The organism is Citrobacter sp. Cb080 (assembly GCF_030334745.1).
Lineage (GTDB): Bacteria > Pseudomonadota > Gammaproteobacteria > Enterobacterales > Enterobacteriaceae > Citrobacter > Citrobacter braakii.
This window is the reverse complement of sequence record NZ_JAOWDG010000024.1, coordinates 140,832-158,158: the sequence shown is the minus strand read 5'-3', so window position 1 is coordinate 158,158 and position 17,327 is coordinate 140,832. Positions and strand designations below refer to the sequence as shown.

15 protein-coding genes, 4 pseudogenes and 1 riboswitch are annotated in these 17,327 nt (G+C 53.9%); of the genes and pseudogenes, 12 read left to right on the top strand and 7 right to left on the bottom strand.

All coding sequences use genetic code 11. The annotated features are described in order from the left end of the window. From OGV38_RS02510 to OGV38_RS25045, 4 genes and pseudogenes are all read left to right on the top strand, one after another. Positions 1 to 441 (top strand): annotated as a pseudogene (locus OGV38_RS02510) (IS1-like element IS1B family transposase); the annotation flags it as partial. A 14-nt stretch (positions 442 to 455) separates the two neighbouring features. Continuing rightward, positions 456 to 1,148, top strand: a pseudogene (gene pcoB / locus OGV38_RS02505) (copper resistance outer membrane transporter PcoB); the annotation flags it as partial. A gap of 39 nt (positions 1,149 to 1,187) precedes the next feature. Next, a complete protein-coding gene (pcoC, locus tag OGV38_RS02500; protein WP_000025662.1) occupies positions 1,188 to 1,568 on the top strand; it encodes a copper resistance system metallochaperone PcoC in 381 nt (126 codons plus the stop codon). Between the two features lie 4 nt (positions 1,569 to 1,572). After that, positions 1,573 to 1,668 (top strand): annotated as a pseudogene (locus OGV38_RS25045) (copper resistance protein CopD); the annotation flags it as partial. 41 nt (positions 1,669 to 1,709) lie between these two features. Here the strand turns inward: OGV38_RS25045 and tnpC are convergent. From tnpC to OGV38_RS24910, 3 genes are read right to left on the bottom strand one after another with little or no spacing between them, the layout of a single operon-like run. Then, complete coding sequence (gene tnpC / locus OGV38_RS02495; protein WP_001000409.1) at positions 1,710 to 3,245, bottom strand: IS66 family transposase; 1,536 nt, start codon at positions 3,243 to 3,245, stop codon at positions 1,710 to 1,712. A 49-nt stretch (positions 3,246 to 3,294) separates the two neighbouring features. Next, positions 3,295 to 3,642, bottom strand: a complete 348-nt coding sequence (gene tnpB, locus OGV38_RS02490; RefSeq protein ID WP_286472904.1) for an IS66 family insertion sequence element accessory protein TnpB — start codon at positions 3,640 to 3,642, stop codon at positions 3,295 to 3,297. Next, a complete protein-coding gene (locus OGV38_RS24910; protein WP_050586387.1) occupies positions 3,639 to 3,971 on the bottom strand; it encodes a transposase in 333 nt (110 codons plus the stop codon). Before OGV38_RS24910 ends, tnpB begins: the two co-directional genes overlap by 4 nt. A 136-nt stretch (positions 3,972 to 4,107) precedes the next feature. Between OGV38_RS24910 and pcoD the strand changes: the two are divergent. The 4 genes and pseudogenes from pcoD to pcoE form a co-directional block, all read left to right on the top strand. Beyond that, positions 4,108 to 4,947: pseudogene (gene pcoD, locus OGV38_RS02485) on the top strand (copper resistance inner membrane protein PcoD); the annotation flags it as partial. 54 nt (positions 4,948 to 5,001) lie between these two features. After that, complete coding sequence (gene pcoR, locus OGV38_RS02480; protein ID WP_001188930.1) at positions 5,002 to 5,682, top strand: copper response regulator transcription factor PcoR; 681 nt, start codon at positions 5,002 to 5,004, stop codon at positions 5,680 to 5,682. Next, the gene (gene pcoS, locus OGV38_RS02475; RefSeq protein ID WP_119505883.1) at positions 5,679 to 7,079 is read left to right on the top strand and encodes a copper resistance membrane spanning protein PcoS; all 1,401 of its coding nucleotides are present in this window, start codon (positions 5,679 to 5,681) and stop codon (positions 7,077 to 7,079) included. Before pcoR ends, pcoS begins: the two co-directional genes overlap by 4 nt. A gap of 217 nt (positions 7,080 to 7,296) precedes the next feature. Continuing rightward, positions 7,297 to 7,731 carry a copper resistance system metallochaperone PcoE gene (pcoE, locus tag OGV38_RS02470; RefSeq protein ID WP_000723069.1) on the top strand — a complete coding sequence of 145 codons (435 nt, stop codon included), beginning with the start codon at positions 7,297 to 7,299 and terminating at the stop codon, positions 7,729 to 7,731. Positions 7,732 to 8,106: 375 nt separating this feature from the next. Here pcoE and OGV38_RS02465 read toward each other — a convergent pair whose 3' ends face one another. Beyond that, positions 8,107 to 9,120: a magnesium transporter gene (locus OGV38_RS02465; RefSeq protein ID WP_016157687.1), complete on the bottom strand. Its 1,014-nt coding sequence runs from the start codon at positions 9,118 to 9,120 to the stop codon at positions 8,107 to 8,109. Between the two features lie 55 nt (positions 9,121 to 9,175). Further along, a riboswitch (M-box (ykoK) riboswitch) is annotated at positions 9,176 to 9,359 on the bottom strand. 411 nt (positions 9,360 to 9,770) lie between these two features. Here OGV38_RS02465 and OGV38_RS02460 point away from each other — a divergent pair. The 3 genes from OGV38_RS02460 to OGV38_RS02450 are packed head-to-tail and all read left to right on the top strand — an operon-like array spanning position 9,771 to position 14,706. After that, positions 9,771 to 10,838 carry an HlyD family secretion protein gene (locus OGV38_RS02460; protein WP_016157686.1) on the top strand — a complete coding sequence of 356 codons (1,068 nt, stop codon included), beginning with the start codon at positions 9,771 to 9,773 and terminating at the stop codon, positions 10,836 to 10,838. After that, entirely contained in the window at positions 10,835 to 13,582 is a 2,748-nt protein-coding gene (gene rbbA, locus OGV38_RS02455; RefSeq protein WP_016157685.1) for a ribosome-associated ATPase/putative transporter RbbA, read from the top strand. Before OGV38_RS02460 ends, rbbA begins: the two co-directional genes overlap by 4 nt. Beyond that, positions 13,582 to 14,706: an ABC transporter permease gene (locus OGV38_RS02450; protein ID WP_016157684.1), complete on the top strand. Its 1,125-nt coding sequence runs from the start codon at positions 13,582 to 13,584 to the stop codon at positions 14,704 to 14,706. Before rbbA ends, OGV38_RS02450 begins: the two co-directional genes overlap by 1 nt. 79 nt (positions 14,707 to 14,785) lie before the next feature. Here the strand turns inward: OGV38_RS02450 and nikR are convergent, their stop codons facing one another. Next, positions 14,786 to 15,187, bottom strand: coding sequence for a nickel-responsive transcriptional regulator NikR (nikR, locus tag OGV38_RS02445; protein WP_005121550.1), 402 nt, complete (start codon positions 15,185 to 15,187; stop codon positions 14,786 to 14,788). A gap of 91 nt (positions 15,188 to 15,278) precedes the next feature. After that, positions 15,279 to 16,139, bottom strand: a complete 861-nt coding sequence (locus OGV38_RS02435) for a LysR family transcriptional regulator (protein ID WP_016157683.1) — start codon at positions 16,137 to 16,139, stop codon at positions 15,279 to 15,281. 99 nt (positions 16,140 to 16,238) lie between these two features. On the opposite strand from OGV38_RS02435, the gene OGV38_RS02430 reads away from it, so the two are divergent. Continuing rightward, positions 16,239 to 16,745 carry a phenolic acid decarboxylase gene (locus tag OGV38_RS02430; protein WP_016157682.1) on the top strand — a complete coding sequence of 169 codons (507 nt, stop codon included), beginning with the start codon at positions 16,239 to 16,241 and terminating at the stop codon, positions 16,743 to 16,745. Here OGV38_RS02430 and acpT read toward each other — a convergent pair. Continuing rightward, on the bottom strand, positions 16,737 to 17,327 hold the full coding sequence (gene acpT / locus OGV38_RS02425) for a 4'-phosphopantetheinyl transferase AcpT (protein ID WP_016157681.1): 591 nt from the start codon (positions 17,325 to 17,327) through the stop codon (positions 16,737 to 16,739). The two genes, OGV38_RS02430 and acpT, sit on opposite strands and share 9 nt — an antisense overlap.

Genomic DNA, 17,327 nt, shown 5'->3' with positions numbered 1-17,327 from the left:
CTCAGGCCGCAGTCGGTAACCTCGCGCATACAGCCGGGCAGTGACGTCATCGTCTGCGCGGAAATGGACGAACAGTGGGGATACGTCGGGGCTAAATCGCGCCAGCGCTGGCTGTTTTACGCGTATGACAGGCTCCGGAAGACGGTTGTTGCGCACGTATTCGGTGAACGCACTATGGCGACGCTGGGGCGTCTTATGAGCCTGCTGTCACCCTTTGACGTGGTGATATGGATGACGGATGGCTGGCCGCTGTATGAATCCCGCCTGAAGGGAAAGCTGCACGTAATCAGCAAGCGATATACGCAGCGAATTGAGCGGCATAACCTGAATCTGAGGCAGCACCTGGCACGGCTGGGACGGAAGTCGCTGTCGTTCTCAAAATCGGTGGAGCTGCATGACAAAGTCATCGGGCATTATCTGAACATAAAACACTATCAATAAGTTGGAGTCATTACCCTGTTACCGATGCCGACCGGAAGGCTGCATTCGGCAATTTACAGGGGCATGCGATTCACGACAGTGCGATTAATTATCTGGTTCTGCTGGATCAACTGGAATGGCAACGGTCGGATAACACCAACAATTTCAGCTGGAGTGTTAACAGCTGGATTGGAGGCGACACAGATCGGATTTGGCTAAAGAGTGAAGGTGAACGAAGCAATGGGGAAACGGAGGCGGCTGAAGCGCAGTTACTCTGGGGACATGCGGTTGGCCCATGGTGGGATTTGGTTGCGGGTGTCAGGCAGGATTTCAGACCTGCTTCTGCCCGGACCTGGGCTGCTGTCGGTTTTCAGGGGCTGGCACTCTATAATTTTGAGTCTGAAATTACGGGTTTTGTCAGTAATGGCGGAAAAGCAGCCCTTCGTCTGGGAGGAGAATACGACGTTTTACTGACTAACCGGCTCATACTCCAGCCATCCTATGAGGTGAATTTCTACAGTCAGGATGATGAATCGCGGGGTCGCGGCAGGGGACTGACTGACACAGAGCTGGGGCTCCGGCTGCGCTATGAAATACGCCGTGAGTTTGCACCCTATATAGGCGTTTCCTGGAATCAACTTTACGGGAAAACATCCGATATGGCGAAAAGAGAAGGTGAGAAAGACCATCAGGTAGTATTCCTGGCGGGAGCCAGAATCTGGTTTTAACGCACTGATATAAAACACTCAACTAAACAGGTAAATAAAATGTCGATTTTAAATAAAGCCATTCTTACAGGTGGCCTCGTTATGGGCGTTGCTTTCTCTGCTATGGCCCATCCGGAATTAAAAAGCTCTGTGCCACAGGCTGATTCAGCCGTAGCGGCCCCGGAAAAGATTCAGCTTAATTTCTCGGAAAATCTGACCGTGAAATTCTCAGGTGCAAAATTAACGATGACGGGTATGAAAGGCATGTCATCACATTCTCCGATGCCGGTCGCGGCAAAAGTGGCGCCAGGCGCTGACCCTAAATCGATGGTCATTATTCCGCGAGAGCCTTTACCCGCTGGCACTTATCGTGTTGACTGGCGCGCGGTTTCTTCAGATACGCACCCTATTACCGGTAATTACACCTTTACAGTGAAGTAATATTATGAACGACCTGATTATGATTGTTATTCGTTTTCTTCTTTATCTGGATTTGATGGTAATATTTGGATTGCCATTTTTTCAGATATATGGAATAAGCGTAAGCGTGCAGTGAGAACCGTATTGACGAAGTGAAGCTGGTCAGGCAGGCAGAGTAACCCGCCACGGGAGCAGAGCACCCACCCGGTTCACAGGCCAGTCGGCGATGACATCAAGTACATAATGCAGATAGCGTTCCGGATCCACGCCGTTTAATTTGCACGTCCCGATAAGACTGTACAGTGACGCACCGCGCTCACCACCATGATCCGAGCCGAAGAACAGCCAGTTTTTTCTCCCCAGACTGACCCGTCGTAGGGCGTTTTCGGCAATGTTATTATCCACCTCCACCCAGCCATCTTCTGCATAGCGGATCAGCGCCGGCCACTGGTTCAGCGCATACCCGAACGCCTTCGCCAGTTCTGAGTGCCTTGAGAGGGTTTTCTGTTTCTCCCGCAGCCACCCCTCCAGTGACGCCAGCAGCGGCAGCACTTTTTGGTGCCGGACTGCCTGCCGTTCCTCTGCTCTTTTACCTCTGATCTCCGACTCGATGGCATACAGCTCGCCGATCCGTTTCAGCGCCTCCTCCGTCAGGACTGACGGGGTACGGACGTGAACATCGTGGATTTTTCGGCGGGCATGGGCCCAGCACGCGGCTTCCTTTATATGGCCGTCGCGGTAGAGCTCGTTGAACCCGGCGTAGGCATCAGCCTGCAGTACGCCACTGAAGCCTGCAAGATGGGTCTGAGGGTGGATACCTTTTCTGTCCGGGCTGTAAGCGAACCACACTGCGGGGGCCAGCGCTGATCCGGCGTTGCGGTCGTCTCGAACGTACGTCCATAAGCGCCCGGTCTTCGTCTTCTTATTGCCCGGCAACAGCACCGGGACAGGCGTATCGTCAGCATGGAGTTTGCCGTCGGTCAGGACATAGTGCTGAAGGGCTTCATCCAGCGGTGCCAGCAGACGACAACACGCATCCACCCAGCCCGACAGTACAGAACGACTCAACACTACACCCTGGCGGGCATAGATCTCCGACTGGCGATACAGCGGTGTGTGCTCTGCATACTTTGAGGTCAGCACTCGGGCCAGCAGCCCCGGTCCGGCGATCCCCCGTTCGATGGGGCGCGAAGGAGCCGGGGCCTGAACGATGCGATCGCACCGACGGCAGGCATGCTTTTCACGGACTGTCCGGATAACCCGGAAGGCGCTGCGCATCAGCTCCAGCTGTTCGGCGGCATCCTCACCCAGGTAACTCAGCGAACCACCGCACTCCGGGCAACACGGCTCAGTCGGCAGCAGCCGCTTCTCATCCCGTGGGAGTGACTCAGGGAACGGTTTGCGGGTGCGGGTCTGACGCAGCGGGCGCTGCACTGCCGGGTCATCCACCCGGCCGGTCAGCGTATCGCTTTCCTGCTGCAGCAGGTTCAGGTCAGCTTCCATTTGCGCGATACGGCGGGATACCTTTTCGGAACGACTGCCGAAGTTCATCCGGCGCAGCTTATCCAGTTGCGCCTGCAGATGGTCTATTTCGCGTTCCCGGTTGCTCAGCTTTTCCTGCAGGGCGTGGATCAACGCTTCCTGTTCGGCCAGGCGCTGTTTCAGCAGAAGGATGTCGTCAGAAGAGGTGTCGTTCATAAGCCTGTATTTTACCAGGCTTATTCTGCGACAACCAGGATAAAGAGCGCTACAACATGGTCAGGGATGTCAGTAACCGCTTTGGCTGTCGCCAGTCGATACCTTCCATCAGCATCGCCAGTTGCGCCGGCGTCAGGAACACTTTGCCATCGCGGGCTGAGGGCCAGGCGAAGCGACCACGTTCCAGTCGCTTTGTCAGCAGGCACAGACCATCGCCGGTGGGCCAGAGCAGTTTTACCTGACTGCCGCTGCGTCCCCGGAAGATGAAGACGTGGCCGGACATCGGGTCATCTTTCAGCGCGGTCTGCACCTTTGCGGCGAGGCCAATGAAGCCGTTGCGCATATCGGTGATACCGGCAACCAGCCAGATTTTTGTGCCTGCGGGAAGATTTATCATACAGGCCCCCGCATCAGTTCGCGCAGGACAGTGCTCATGAGTTCAGCAGAGGGATGAGTCAGTGTTATTTCTCCTCCCCGACATTTTATGTGGCAGGTAGCGGGAGGAGAGCAGGATGGTAGTTCGAAGGTTGGGAGAGAAGAGCCCGCCTGAAGCTGCACGGGTATCAGGGCAGGAAGCGACGATGAGTTTTTTCGGGGCCGACAGACCCGCCCTTCACGCTGCCAGAGCCTTATCCATTTAAAGAGCAGGTTATCATTGACGTCATGTTTCCGGGCCAGTGCGGCAATACTGCCTTCTTCTTCAAGAGCCAGCCTGACCAGTTCCATTTTGAATTCAGGGGAATAGTGTTTCCGGGGAAGTCTTTCTTTAGCGCGCATGAGGTGTCCACCTGCAAAATAAGTGGGTGCTTAAGTTACAGGATCCTGGATTCGGGACCAGACGGTACTCAGACGACGCTTACGAATAAGCGGTGTCAGACATGAAACCTATAACCTGACTAATTTCAGGTCGTTTATAACCTTTGCTGTTGTTACAGGCATCATTCTTACTGGCATTAATATGCTCCTGGTATCTAATGCCATGAGTGGAGTAACTGACCTCAGAGAATTATCCATCCATGTTATCGAGATGGTGATAGAAGAAACTGATGTGGGTATTAGCTGGATTGTCAGGCTCTGTGCCCTGTTTACCACACTCGGTGCTTTGTTCCTTTACACTAATAAGAGAGTATTGTCCTGCCTGCTGATGACGATGAGTGGGGGCGTGGCGCTGGCTACACTTGCCTGGGGAGGACACGCCGTTATGCATGACGGTCTGCATTACTATCTCCATTTACTGAGCGATCTGACCCATCTCGGCGCTGCAGGTGCCTGGACAGGTGCTCTGGTTGCATTTGCTATCCTGCTGATGCGCAGAAACGAGCATAATGCACAGAGCGTCATTGTGATATCTGACTCCCTGGCAAAATTTGCCACGGCAGGAACGGTGATTGTTGTAGCCCTGATCCTGAGTGCGCTGGTCAACTATCTGTATATTGCTGAGGGTAACTTAACTCCCTTATTCAACAGTTCCTGGGGGAGGATATTGCTTGCCAAGACGGCTCTGTTTGTTCTGATGCTTCTTCTGGCTGCAGCAAACCGGTTTCACTTGGGTCCCCGGCTTGAAGTTATGGTCAGGGAAGGGAATTATGATCGCAGCGTTGCCCTGATGCGAAACAGCATCCTGACAGAATTCGTTGTTGCGATTATCATTCTGGGCGCCGTAGCGTGGCTCGGAATGCTTGCTCCGTCTCAGGTCAGCTAGGGGACAGCCAAAGCTCATGCGTGAGATTTTTACTTTCATATCAGCGAGTTGACCATGCAGCGTATTTTAATCGTTGAAGACGAACAAAAAACAGGTCGTTACCTGCAGCAGGGACTGGTTGAGGAAGGCTATCAGGCCGATCTCTTTAATAATGGCCGCGATGGTCTCGGGGCCGCGTCGAAGGGACAGTATGATTTGATAATACTGGACGTGATGCTGCCTTTCCTCGACGGGTGGCAAATCATCAGCGCACTGAGGGAGTCCGGGCACGAAGAACCGGTCCTGTTTTTAACCGCAAAGGACAACGTGCGGGACAAAGTGAAAGGACTGGAGCTTGGCGCAGATGACTACCTGATTAAGCCCTTTGATTTTACGGAGCTGGTTGCACGTGTAAGAACCCTACTGCGCCGGGCACGCTCGCAGGCCGCAACAGTCTGCACCATCGCCGATATGACCGTTGATATGGTGCGCCGGACCGTGATCCGTTCGGGGAAGAAGATCCATCTCACCGGTAAAGAATACGTTCTGCTTGAGTTGCTGCTGCAACGCACCGGAGAAGTGTTACCCAGGAGTCTTATCTCGTCCCTGGTCTGGAACATGAATTTTGACAGTGATACGAATGTGATTGATGTCGCCGTGAGACGTCTGAGAAGTAAAATTGATGATGACTTTGAGCCAAAACTGATCCATACCGTTCGCGGTGCCGGATATGTCCTGGAGATCAGAGAAGAGTGAGGTTCAAAATTTCCCTGACCACACGCCTGAGCCTGATTTTTTCTGCGGTGATGCTTACGGTATGGTGGTTATCAAGTTTTATCCTGATTAGCACCCTTAATGGCTATTTCGATAATCAGGACCGCGATTTTCTGACAGGTAAACTTCAGCTCACCGAAGAGTTTCTTAAAACAGAGACGTTCAGGAACAAAACGGATATTAAGTCATTATCAGAAAAAATAAACGATGCGATGGTGGGGCACAATGGCTTATTCATTTCTATAAAAAACATGGAAAATGAAAAAATTGTTGAACTCTATGCCAAAAATTCTGTTGTTCCAGCGGTCCTGCTTAATAAGTCGGGTGATATTCTCGACTATATGATCCAGACGGAAGAAAATAACACCGTGTACCGCAGTATCTCGCGGCGGGTTGCCGTGACGCCGGAACAGGGTAAAAGCAAACATGTCATCATTACGGTTGCCACGGATACTGGGTATCACACCCTGTTTATGGACAAACTCAGTACCTGGCTGTTCTGGTTCAATATCGGTCTGGTCTTTATTTCTGTTTTTCTGGGCTGGCTGACCACACGTATTGGTCTGAAACCGCTACGGGAAATGACCAGTCTGGCTTCCTCCATGACCGTACACAGCCTGGATCAGCGTCTAAATCCCGATCTGGCTCCGCCGGAAATCTCTGAGACCATGCAGGAGTTCAATAATATGTTTGATCGCCTGGAGGGGGCATTCCGGAAACTGTCAGATTTCTCGTCTGACATCGCGCATGAGCTGCGCACACCAGTCAGTAATCTGATGATGCAGACGCAGTTTGCACTGGCTAAGGAAAGGGATGTTTCGCATTACCGCGAAATTTTATTCGCTAACCTGGAAGAACTGAAAAGGTTGTCACGAATGACCAGTGACATGCTTTTTCTGGCACGTTCAGAGCATGGTCTGCTGCGGCTGGATAAACATGATGTGGATCTGGCAGCCGAACTGAATGAATTACGTGAGTTGTTCGAGCCCCTGGCAGACGAAACAGGAAAGACAATCACGGTTGAAGGAGAGGGCGTTGTTGCCGGAGACAGCGATATGCTCCGACGTGCTTTCAGTAACCTGCTTTCCAATGCAATCAAGTATTCTCCCGATAACACCTGTACAGCGATACACCTTGAGCGTGACAGTGGCTGTGTGAACGTGATGATTACGAATACGATGTCCGGCCAGGTTCCCGCTAATCTGGAACGTTTGTTTGACCGGTTCTATCGCGCAGACTCATCAAGGTTCTACAACACGGAAGGCGCGGGGCTGGGATTATCAATTACAAGGTCGATCATTCATGCTCACGGCGGCGAGCTGTCAGCAGAACAGCAGGGGCGTGAAATTGTGTTCAAAGTGCGCCTGTTAATGGATTAATCCCGTTGTTCAGGAGAAACCTGGAAGGTGACAAAATTGTCATCATTCAGTCACGCGATAAACAGAGGCGGTTTTTTATAATTATTCATAAATCAGGAGCAGCGTGATAACACAATCACCTGGTTCCTGGAGTGATGATTAACCCGCCCTGAGATCAACTGCTTTCTCTGTTATAAGCCATTGATTGTTTGGGTATGTAAACACCGGAGACCCAACCATGAAAAAGATTCTCGTATCATTTGTTGCCATTATGGCTGCCGCTTCATCTGCCATGGCTGCAGAGACAATGAACATGCATGACCAGGTAAATAATGCACAGGCACCTGCCCACCAGATGCAGTCATCTGCTGAAAAAAGTGCAATTCAGGGAGACAGCATGACAATGATGGATATGAGCAGTCACGATCAGGCCGCAATGTCCCATGACATGATGCAAAACAGCAATTCTGCTGCCCACCAGGACATGGCTGAAATGCATAAAAAAATGATGAAAGCTAAACCCGGAGCTACCAACGAAACAGCAAAGTCATTTTCTGAAATGAGCGAGCATGAGAAGGCCGCAGCTGTACATGAGAAGGCGAATAATGGTCAGTCTTCCGTTGTTCACCAGCAGCAGGCTGATAAGCATCGCAGTCAGATCACCCAGAATTAACCCGCAGCTCCACTTGTTAGACCCTCATTTGACGCCGAAGTCACTGGCTTACGCTCCCGTCCGGGAGCGTTTTTTTTTCCCATATATCAAACTTTAACTCTGAAGAGGTGGAAGTATCTGACCAACACTGTCACGTAACGCCAGATAACTACAAAAACACCTTTTTCCTCCTGTAAATTGCAGTTCCTGCAAGAACATCAAGGCATAATGTTGGAACAGCGTGTGATACACACTTAGCATCATGTTTTGTATGTGTTTTTTTTAAAACTTTACAACTTTAAAGTCTTTTTCAGGTTAAAGGATACAACTTTAATGTCTCTACACAACACCTGCCTGACCGTGGTGCCCGACAACCTGGGCTGCCGGGCGTTATCATTAGTTCAGACCAAGAAAATACTGGGCGATTTTAAAGTAGATAATCAACCCGGTACCGTCGATAAGCGTGGCGATAAACGGGGCCGAAACCACGGCGGGATCAATGCCGATACGCTTGAGCACCATGGGGATCACTGATGACACCACGGCGCTCCACAACGTAATGCAAACCAGCGTCAGGCTAACGATTAGCGTGATTTCCACTCCGATACCCATCATCCACGCGCGCAAGCAGCCTGCCAGACCCAGCGTCAGGGCGATCAGCAGCGAAGTTGAAACTTCTTTGCGGATCACCCGACCCATATCGCGCAGCCGTACTTCTCCGAGCGCCATTGAACGTACCAGCGTTGAGGTGATCTGCGTACCGCTGTTGCCGCCAGTACCAATTAATAGTGGAATAAAAAAGGCCAGTGCAATAGCAGATTCCAGCGCCTCTTCAAAATGTTGAAGAACGCTGCTGGTATAGGCTTCTGCGACAAAAAGCAGCAGGAGCCAGACAGAACGTTTTTTCCACAATGTCCACGGGCTAATCTCCAGGTAGGGTTTTTCCAGCGGCAACGTTGCCCCCTGAAGCTGAACATCTTCGGTAACATCATCTTCCTGTAGATGAGCGATCTCTTTTTCCATCAGACAACCGACCAGCTCACCTTTCTCAACGACAGCCACCAGATCGAGTTCGCGTTCGGTTAACTTGGCAACGACCTGTGCCCGTTCATCATCAGGCTTTACATGAAACAAACAACTGTCCGTAAGATGGTTGATGCTCAACGATGTATCTTTTTCCTGCAATAAGCGCTTGATGGATAACACTCCGCGCAGCGCTTTTCCAGCCACAACAAAGACCTGGCCTGGAATATCATCCGTTGTGAGCTGGGAGACAAAGTATTCACGAGCGCCGTTCACGCTGAGATGATCCGGCAGGGTAATAAAATCGGTGCGCATATATTGCGCGATAGCATCGCCATTGAAATCCGGCATAGGATGATGGGCGGCGCAGAGTGGCATAGATGACATGGTGTAATTCCCTATAAAAATCTCTCATAGGGGCGAACAAGACAGGGTTAGCGCAGGCGGATCCCTACGTCCTGGTTTTAGCACTGAACAACGTATCTGCCCGATGGTGAAATCGTCAGAAGTTACCTTGGCAACACCTTGATTCGATGGATGCCTGTATTTCCCTGAGTGGCCTCTCTCGATACCAGCAGGGCGGTAACTTGTATTTGTACAGGAGCCTCGCCATAACGAGATCGGTAAATGAGCCACTATTATAGCGATGTCTAATTATTGATTATGTTTATAGTTGTGAATGTTTATCAATCGTTGATATACGAAATATTCCCTGTGCCAGAGCGCGATAGGGCTGAAGTGGAAACTACAACCGAATAGACATATTGAATCCAGGTGTTAGTATTCAATAGATAGCAGTTATGAGTATGCGTGTTTCATTTCCGGCCAGGAACGCTGATGATGACAACATTACTACCCGATTTCACAGCATTTTCGTCATTCACTTCCTGCGCGGCGCAGGTTGCCTTAGCGCCTGCCCGCTCTCTGGCCATGGTTTCTTATTCCTTCTCATCCCGGATGGAATCTCCCGCTGAATAGCTGTTCAGTGGGCTTTGTGACACGCATCGTTTGATAACAGGGATTACGGCGGGTCGAATATGGATAAGTTTAAGCGTCATGTGATGTGGTGGGGGGCGGGCATCCTGGTCGTGGTGGCCGCGATAGCATGGTGGATGCTCCGTCCTGCCGGAATACCGGAGGGGTTCGCAGCCAGCAACGGCAGAATTGAAGCCACCGAAGTGGATATTGCTACCAAGATTGCCGGGCGAATTGACACGATCCTTGTGTCGGAAGGGCAGTTCGTTCGTCAGGGCGAGGTGTTGGCGAAAATGGATACTCGCGTGCTGCAGGAGCAGCGGCTGGAAGCGATCGCGCAAATCAAAGAGGCCGAAAGCGCGGTGGCGGCGGCGCGAGCGCTGCTGGAACAGCGGCAAAGTGAAATGCGCGCCGCGCAGTCGGTAGTAAAACAGCGCGAGGCGGAGCTGCAGTCGGTTTCTAAACGCCACGTGCGTTCCCGTTCGCTATCCCAGCGTGGGGCCGTGTCTGAGCAACAACTGGATGACGATCGGGCCGCGGCAGAAAGCGCACGTGCGGCGCTGGAATCCGCAAAGGCGCAGGTCTCAGCGGCAAAAGCCGCAATTGAAGCCGCTCGCACCAGCATCATTCAGGCGCAAACCCGCGTAGAAGCCGCGCAGGCCACCGAACGTCGTATTGCGGCTGATATTGATGACAGCGAGCTGAAAGCCCCGCGCGATGGTCGCGTGCAGTACCGCGTTGCTGAGCCGGGTGAGGTGCTTTCTGCGGGTGGGCGCGTCCTGAATATGGTCGATCTCAGCGATGTCTACATGACGTTCTTCTTGCCTACCGAACAGGCTGGCTTACTGAAGATTGGCGGCGAAGCGCGCCTGGTGCTGGATGCCGCACCGGATCTGCGTGTTCCGGCGACCATCAGCTTTGTGGCAAGCGTCGCGCAGTTCACACCGAAAACGGTCGAAACCAGCGATGAGCGGCTGAAGCTGATGTTCCGCGTTAAAGCGCGTATCCCGCCAGAGCTGTTGCAGCAGCATCTCGAGTACGTGAAAACCGGTCTGCCGGGCATGGCGTGGGTGCGTATCGATGAAAATCGAGCCTGGCCTGACGACCTGATGGTGAGGTTGCCGCAATGACGCATCTGGCGCTGGTTCCTGTTCCTCCCGTGGCGCACCTTGACGGCGTGAGTCAGCATTACGGGAAAACGGTAGCGCTGAACAATATCACGCTGGATATCCCCGCCCGCTGTATGGTGGGGCTGATTGGCCCGGATGGCGTCGGAAAATCAAGCCTGCTGTCGCTCATCTCCGGCGCGCGAGTCATTGAACACGGTAACGTGATGGTGCTGGGCGGCGATATGCGCGACCCGAAACATCGCCGGGATGTCTGCCCGCGCATTGCCTGGATGCCGCAGGGGTTGGGGAAAAACCTGTACCACACGCTGTCGGTGTATGAGAACGTCGATTTCTTTGCCCGGCTGTTTGGCCATGACAAAGCGGAGCGCGAAGCGCGGATTACCGAGCTGCTGAACAGCACCGGACTGGCGCCGTTTCGCGATCGTCCGGCCGGGAAACTCTCGGGTGGGATGAAGCAAAAGCTGGGGCTGTGCTGCGCGTTGATCCATGACCCGGAACTGTTAATTCTCGATGAACCTACCACCGGGGTAGACCCGCTGTCCCGCGCCCAGTTCTGGGATCTGATTAACAGCATTCGCCAACGGCAGACCAACATGAGCGTGCTGGTTGCGACCGCCTACATGGAAGAAGCCGAGCGCTTTGACTGGCTGGTGGCGATGAACGCCGGGGAGGTGCTGGCCACCGGGAGCGCGCAGCAGCTACGCGAAAAAACCAACTCCGACACGCTGGAGCAGGCGTTTATCGCGCTGTTACCCGAAGCTCAGCGCCAGGCGCATAAGCCAGTGGTGATCCCGCCGTATCACGCTGAGCAGGAAGATATTGCCATCGAGGCGAAAGATCTGACCATGCGCTTCGGCAAGTTCGTGGCCGTTGACCACGTTAACTTTCGTATTCCGCGCGGGGAAATCTTCGGTTTTCTCGGCTCCAACGGCTGCGGTAAATCCACTACCATGAAAATGCTCACCGGGCTGCTACCCGCAAGTGAAGGTGAGGCGTGGCTGTTTGGGCAAGCGGTTGACCCGAAGAATATCGATACCCGTCGCCGGGTAGGCTATATGTCGCAGGCGTTTTCGCTCTACAGCGAGCTGACCGTACGGCAAAACCTCGAGCTACACGCGCGGTTGTTCCATATCCCCGAAGCAGAAATCCCGGGGCGGGTACAAGAGATGAGTGAGCGCTTTTCGCTGACCGATGTCGAAGACGCGTTGCCCGGCGCGCTGCCGTTGGGGATCCGTCAACGCCTGTCGCTGGCGGTGGCGGTGATCCATCGCCCGGAGATGCTCATTCTCGATGAACCAACCTCCGGGGTCGATCCGGTGGCGAGAGACATGTTCTGGCAACTGATGGTCGATCTGTCGCGTCAGGATAAAGTGACCATTTTTATCTCCACCCATTTTATGAACGAGGCGGAGCGCTGCGACCGCATGTCGCTGATGCACGCCGGAAAAGTCCTGGCCAGCGGTACGCCGCAGGAGCTGGTGAAACAGCGTGGTGCCGCCAGTCTGGAAGAAGCGTTTATCTCCTGGTTACAGGAAGCGGCAGGTCCGGCGCCGGAGGCTCAGTTACCGCCAGCCAATGTCCCGGCAGTGCATGAAAACAGTCAACCGCCGCACCAGGGATTTAGCCTGCGGCGCTTGTTCAGCTACAGCCGCCGCGAAGCGCTGGAGCTGCGACGTGACCCGGTACGTTCAACGCTGGCGCTGATGGGCACGGTGATCCTGATGCTGATCATGGGCTACGGCATCAGCATGGATGTGGAAAACCTGCGTTTTTCGGTGCTCGATCGTGACCAGACAGTCAGCAGCCAGGCGTGGACGCTGAATCTGGCGGGATCGCGCTATTTTATCGAGCAGCCGCCGCTCACCAGTTATGACGAGCTGGACAAACGGATGCGCTCGGGCGAAGTCGCGGTAGCCATAGAGATCCCGCCCAATTTTGGCCGCGATATCGCGCGTGGAATGCCGGTGAAGATTGGCGTCTGGGTCGATGGCGCAATGCCGAGCCGTGCGGAAACGGTCAGAGGCTACGTGCAGGCGATGCACCAGACCTGGCTGCAGGATGTGATGGCGCGTCAGCCAAATACCAGCGGGCAAAACGGATTGATGACCATTGAAACTCGCTATCGTTACAACCCGGATGTGAAAAGCCTGCCAGCGATTGTTCCGGCGGTGATCCCGCTGCTGTTGATGATGATCCCCTCCATGCTCAGCGCTCTGAGCGTGGTGCGTGAGAAAGAGCTGGGGTCGATAATCAACCTGTACGTGACGCCCACTACCCGCAGCGAGTTTTTACTCGGCAAACAGTTGCCTTACATCGTGCTGGGCATGCTGAACTTCCTGCTGCTGTGCGCGCTGTCGGTGTTTGTATTCGGCGTCCCGCATAAGGGGAGTTTTGTGACCCTGACGCTGGCCGCGCTGCTGTACGTCACCATTGCCACCGGGCTGGGATTGTTAATTTCCACGTTTATGAAAAGTCAGATCGCCGCCATTTTTGGTACGGCGATTATTACGCTGATCCCGGCGACGCAGTTTTCCGGGATGATCGACCCGGTCGCCTCGCTGGAAGGGCCGGGACGGTGGATTGGCGAAATTTACCCGACCAGCCATTTTCTGACCATCGCGCGCGGGACGTTCTCTAAAGCGCTGGATCTGACCGATCTCTGGCCGCTGTTTATTCCGCTGGCGGTAGCCATTCCAGTGGTCATTGGTCTGAGCGTATTACTGCTGAAAAAACAGGAGGGGTGATGCGCCGATTACGGAATATTTATAACCTCGGCATCAAAGAGTTACGCAGCCTGCTGGGTGACAAAGCGATGCTGACGCTGATCGTCTTCGCCTTCACGGTCTCGGTTTACTCTTCTGCGACCGTTCTGCCAGGGTCGCTGCACCTGGCGCCGATTGCCATTGCCGATATGGACCAGTCGCAGTTGTCGAATCGCATTGTGAACAGTTTTTATCGTCCGTGGTTTTTACCGCCGGAGATGATTACTGCCGATGAGATGGATGCCGGGCTGGATGCCGGGCGCTATACCTTCGCTGTGAACATTCCGCCTGATTTTCAGCGCGATGTACTGGCCGGGCGGCAGCCGGATATTCAGGTTAACGTCGATGCCACGCGGATGAGCCAGGCCTTTACCGGCAACAGCTATATCCAGAATATCATCAGTGGCGAGGTGAACAGCTTTGTGTCGCGTTACCGCGATAACAGCGAGCTGCCGGTGGCGTTGGAAATGCGTATGCGCTTTAACCCTAATCTGGAACCCGCCCGCTTTGGCGCGGTGATGGCGATTATCAACAACATCACCATGCTGGCGATTGTGCTTACCGGGTCGGCGCTGATTCGCGAGCGTGAGCACGGGACCATTGAGCACCTGCTGGTGATGCCGGTGACGCCGTTTGAAATCATGATGGCAAAAATCTGGTCGATGGGGCTGGTGGTGCTGGTGGTTTCCGGTCTGTCGCTGATGCTGATGGTAAAAGGTGTGCTTGGCGTACCGATTGAAGGCTCGATACCGCTGTTTATGCTGGGAGTGGCGCTGAGCCTGTTCGCCACCACGTCAATCGGCATTTTTATGGGCACGCTGGCGCGCTCCATGCCACAACTGGGGCTGCTGATGATTCTGGTACTGCTGCCGTTACAGATGCTCTCCGGCGGCTCTACACCGCGTGAAAGCATGCCGCAGGCGGTGCAGGACATTATGCTGACGATGCCGACTACCCATTTTGTTAGCCTTGCGCAGGCGATTCTTTACCGCGGCGCAGGATTTAATATTGTCTGGCCGCAGTTCCTGACGCTGCTGGCGATTGGCAGTACGTTCTTCGTGATAGCGCTGCTGCGTTTCAGAAAGACGATTGGCACGATGGCGTAAATATTATTGCCGGAAGGCGGCTGCGCCTTACCCGGCCTACAAACGGGAACGAATGTAGGCCGGGCAACAAAACAAGCAATTACTCTTCTTTCGGCAGGCACTGCAGATGACCGTGGCGCACGCCGCGCTGGGAAATCACGTCATCGGCAAAATGCTGCACATCGCCCATGTCACCTTTTAGCACAGCGATTTCCAGACAGTCGTCATGGTTGATGTGCACGTGCAGCGTGGCGACTGATAAATCGTGGTGGTGATGTTGGGTGGAAACTATACGGCTCGCCAGGTCACGCTTCTCATGCTCATAAACATACGAGAGCACTGCGAATCCCTGAGTGCCGTGCTCCTGGGTGGTTTCCTGCGCCAGTGCGCCGCGCAGAATATCGCGGATCGCTTCGGAACGGTTGTTATAGCCACGGCGCTGGCTCAGGCTGTCGAGCGTTTCCAGTAAATCGTCATCGAGGGTAATGGTGACTCGTTGCATCTGCAATTAACCTTTCATGTGGCGCGTGGGCGCACAGGGAGTAAGGGGAATAGCGTATTTTGTAACACACGTCCGGCATCCGGGGAAAAGGTTAATGTTCTCGCAATAAACGCAGCAGGGTTGTTACCTGTTCATCCAGCGGCGCGAGCGTGTCTTTGACGATCAGATGCAGCGGGGTGGCACGGCGAGCGCCATGGCTTAACGGCAGCAGTCGTAATAGCCCCTGCTCAAGCTGCTGCTGAATTCGCTCCTCAGGCAACCAGCCATAACCGACCTGATGCATCACCGCCTCAATCGCGGCATCAATGGTCGAGAAGGTCCAGGCATCGCGCACCGCTTGCTGCGGGTTGTCGCGATCGGCAATGCGAATCAGCGGCCACGCGCGTAACGCGTCTTCATCCAGCGGCGCATCCAGCATGCAGAGCGGGTGATCGCGGTGGGCAACGGCCACGAAGTCAATATTCATCAGCCATTCGCCGCGGCCGGTGATATCCTGGCGTCGGGTCAGGACCATCACGTCCGCATCGGCATGCGCTGCCAGTCGATCGTCAGCATTCTCCAGCACTTCGGTCAAACGTACCTGCGTCTGCGGCCACGCCTGCTGAAACTGCTTGAGGATCGCGAACAGGCGTTTGCGTGGGAAGATGCTATCTACCATGAAATCCAGCCGCGTTCGCGTGCCGTTTTGCAACGTTGCTGCCCGGGTTTCCACCCATAAAAAGGCCTTCAGTAACGGTTTGACCTGGCCCAGCAGTAGCTCCCCCGCAGGGGTTAATACCGCCCTGCGACCTTCCGGCGTCAGCAGCGTCACGCCAAGCCGCTCCTGCAGTATCGCCAGATTATAGCTCACCGAAGACTGGCTACGGTTGGTCTCTTCCGCAGCTTTAGCAAAGCTGCCCAGCTCCACCACTTTCTCCAGTAGGGCCCATTGCTCCAGCGTTGTCTTGTGCATAACTCATCTAAAAATTGAATGAATATGATGTAAACATAGCGTTATTCATCCAATTTTTGAAGCGGTAAGATCCTCGCATCAAGTAAGAGGAGAACGAATATGAGCACTTTTGATAAACATGATTTGAGCGGCTTTGTCGGCAAACATCTGGTCTATACCTACGATAATGGCTGGAATTACGAGATCTACGTGAAAAACGACACCACTCTGGATTACCGTATTCACAGCGGCATTGTGGGGAATCGTTGGGTGAAAGATCAGCGGGCGTACATTGTGCGGGTTGGCGAGAGTGTTTATAAAATTTCATGGACCGAACCGACCGGGACCGACGTCAGCCTGATCGTAAATCTGGGCGACAAACTCTTTCACGGCACCATCTTTTTCCCACGCTGGGTGATTAACAATCCGCAAAAAACGGTCTGTTTCCAGAATGACCATATTCCGCTGATGATGTCATATCGCGATGCGGGTCCGGCATATCCAACTGAGGTGATTGACGAGTTTGCGACCATCACCTTCGTGCGTGACTGTGGGGCGAATAATGACAGCGTTATTGCCTGTGCGGCGAGTGAATTGCCGGAAAACTTCCCGGAAAATTTACGCTAAGGCTTCCAGACGCTGCACGGCGTCGGCGGTCAGAGTAAACGGCGTGGGGGTACACACCGCCAGGCTCAGGGTATCGAGCTGGCACTGGCTGACTGAGAGTGAGGAGGTTAGCGCGGTGCTGTCGACGCTGACAATTTGCCAGGCGCTGCCGCCACGCTGTTTCACGATAGCTTCTTTACGCGTCCAGATGCGCCAGAACGCCGCCAGCTGTTGCTCCGGGTGTTCGGCCTCAACTTCGGCATGTTCCCTGAGACTGAACACCGTATTTGCCAGCGTCTGCCAGTTATCGCGCGGGCGAACGACTTCAATATCACAGCCGACTTCCCCTTCGTCGCTGAGCAGCAGGGCAATATCATCACCGCTGTGGCTGAGATTGAACCACAGCGGTGTGTCGGCGGAAAAGGCCGGTTTTCCTTGCTCGCTGTAGATGATGTCCGGTAATGGCGAAAGAGTATGGGAAAGCAGTACGCGACCTGCCAGCCAGCGCGCACGACGAGCGCCTTGCGGGGCCTGCTCACGCAGTGCGGCAGGCAGTGTGCCAGCGCTTAAAACAGAAACTTTCCCAAGAACGATCCGGTACAT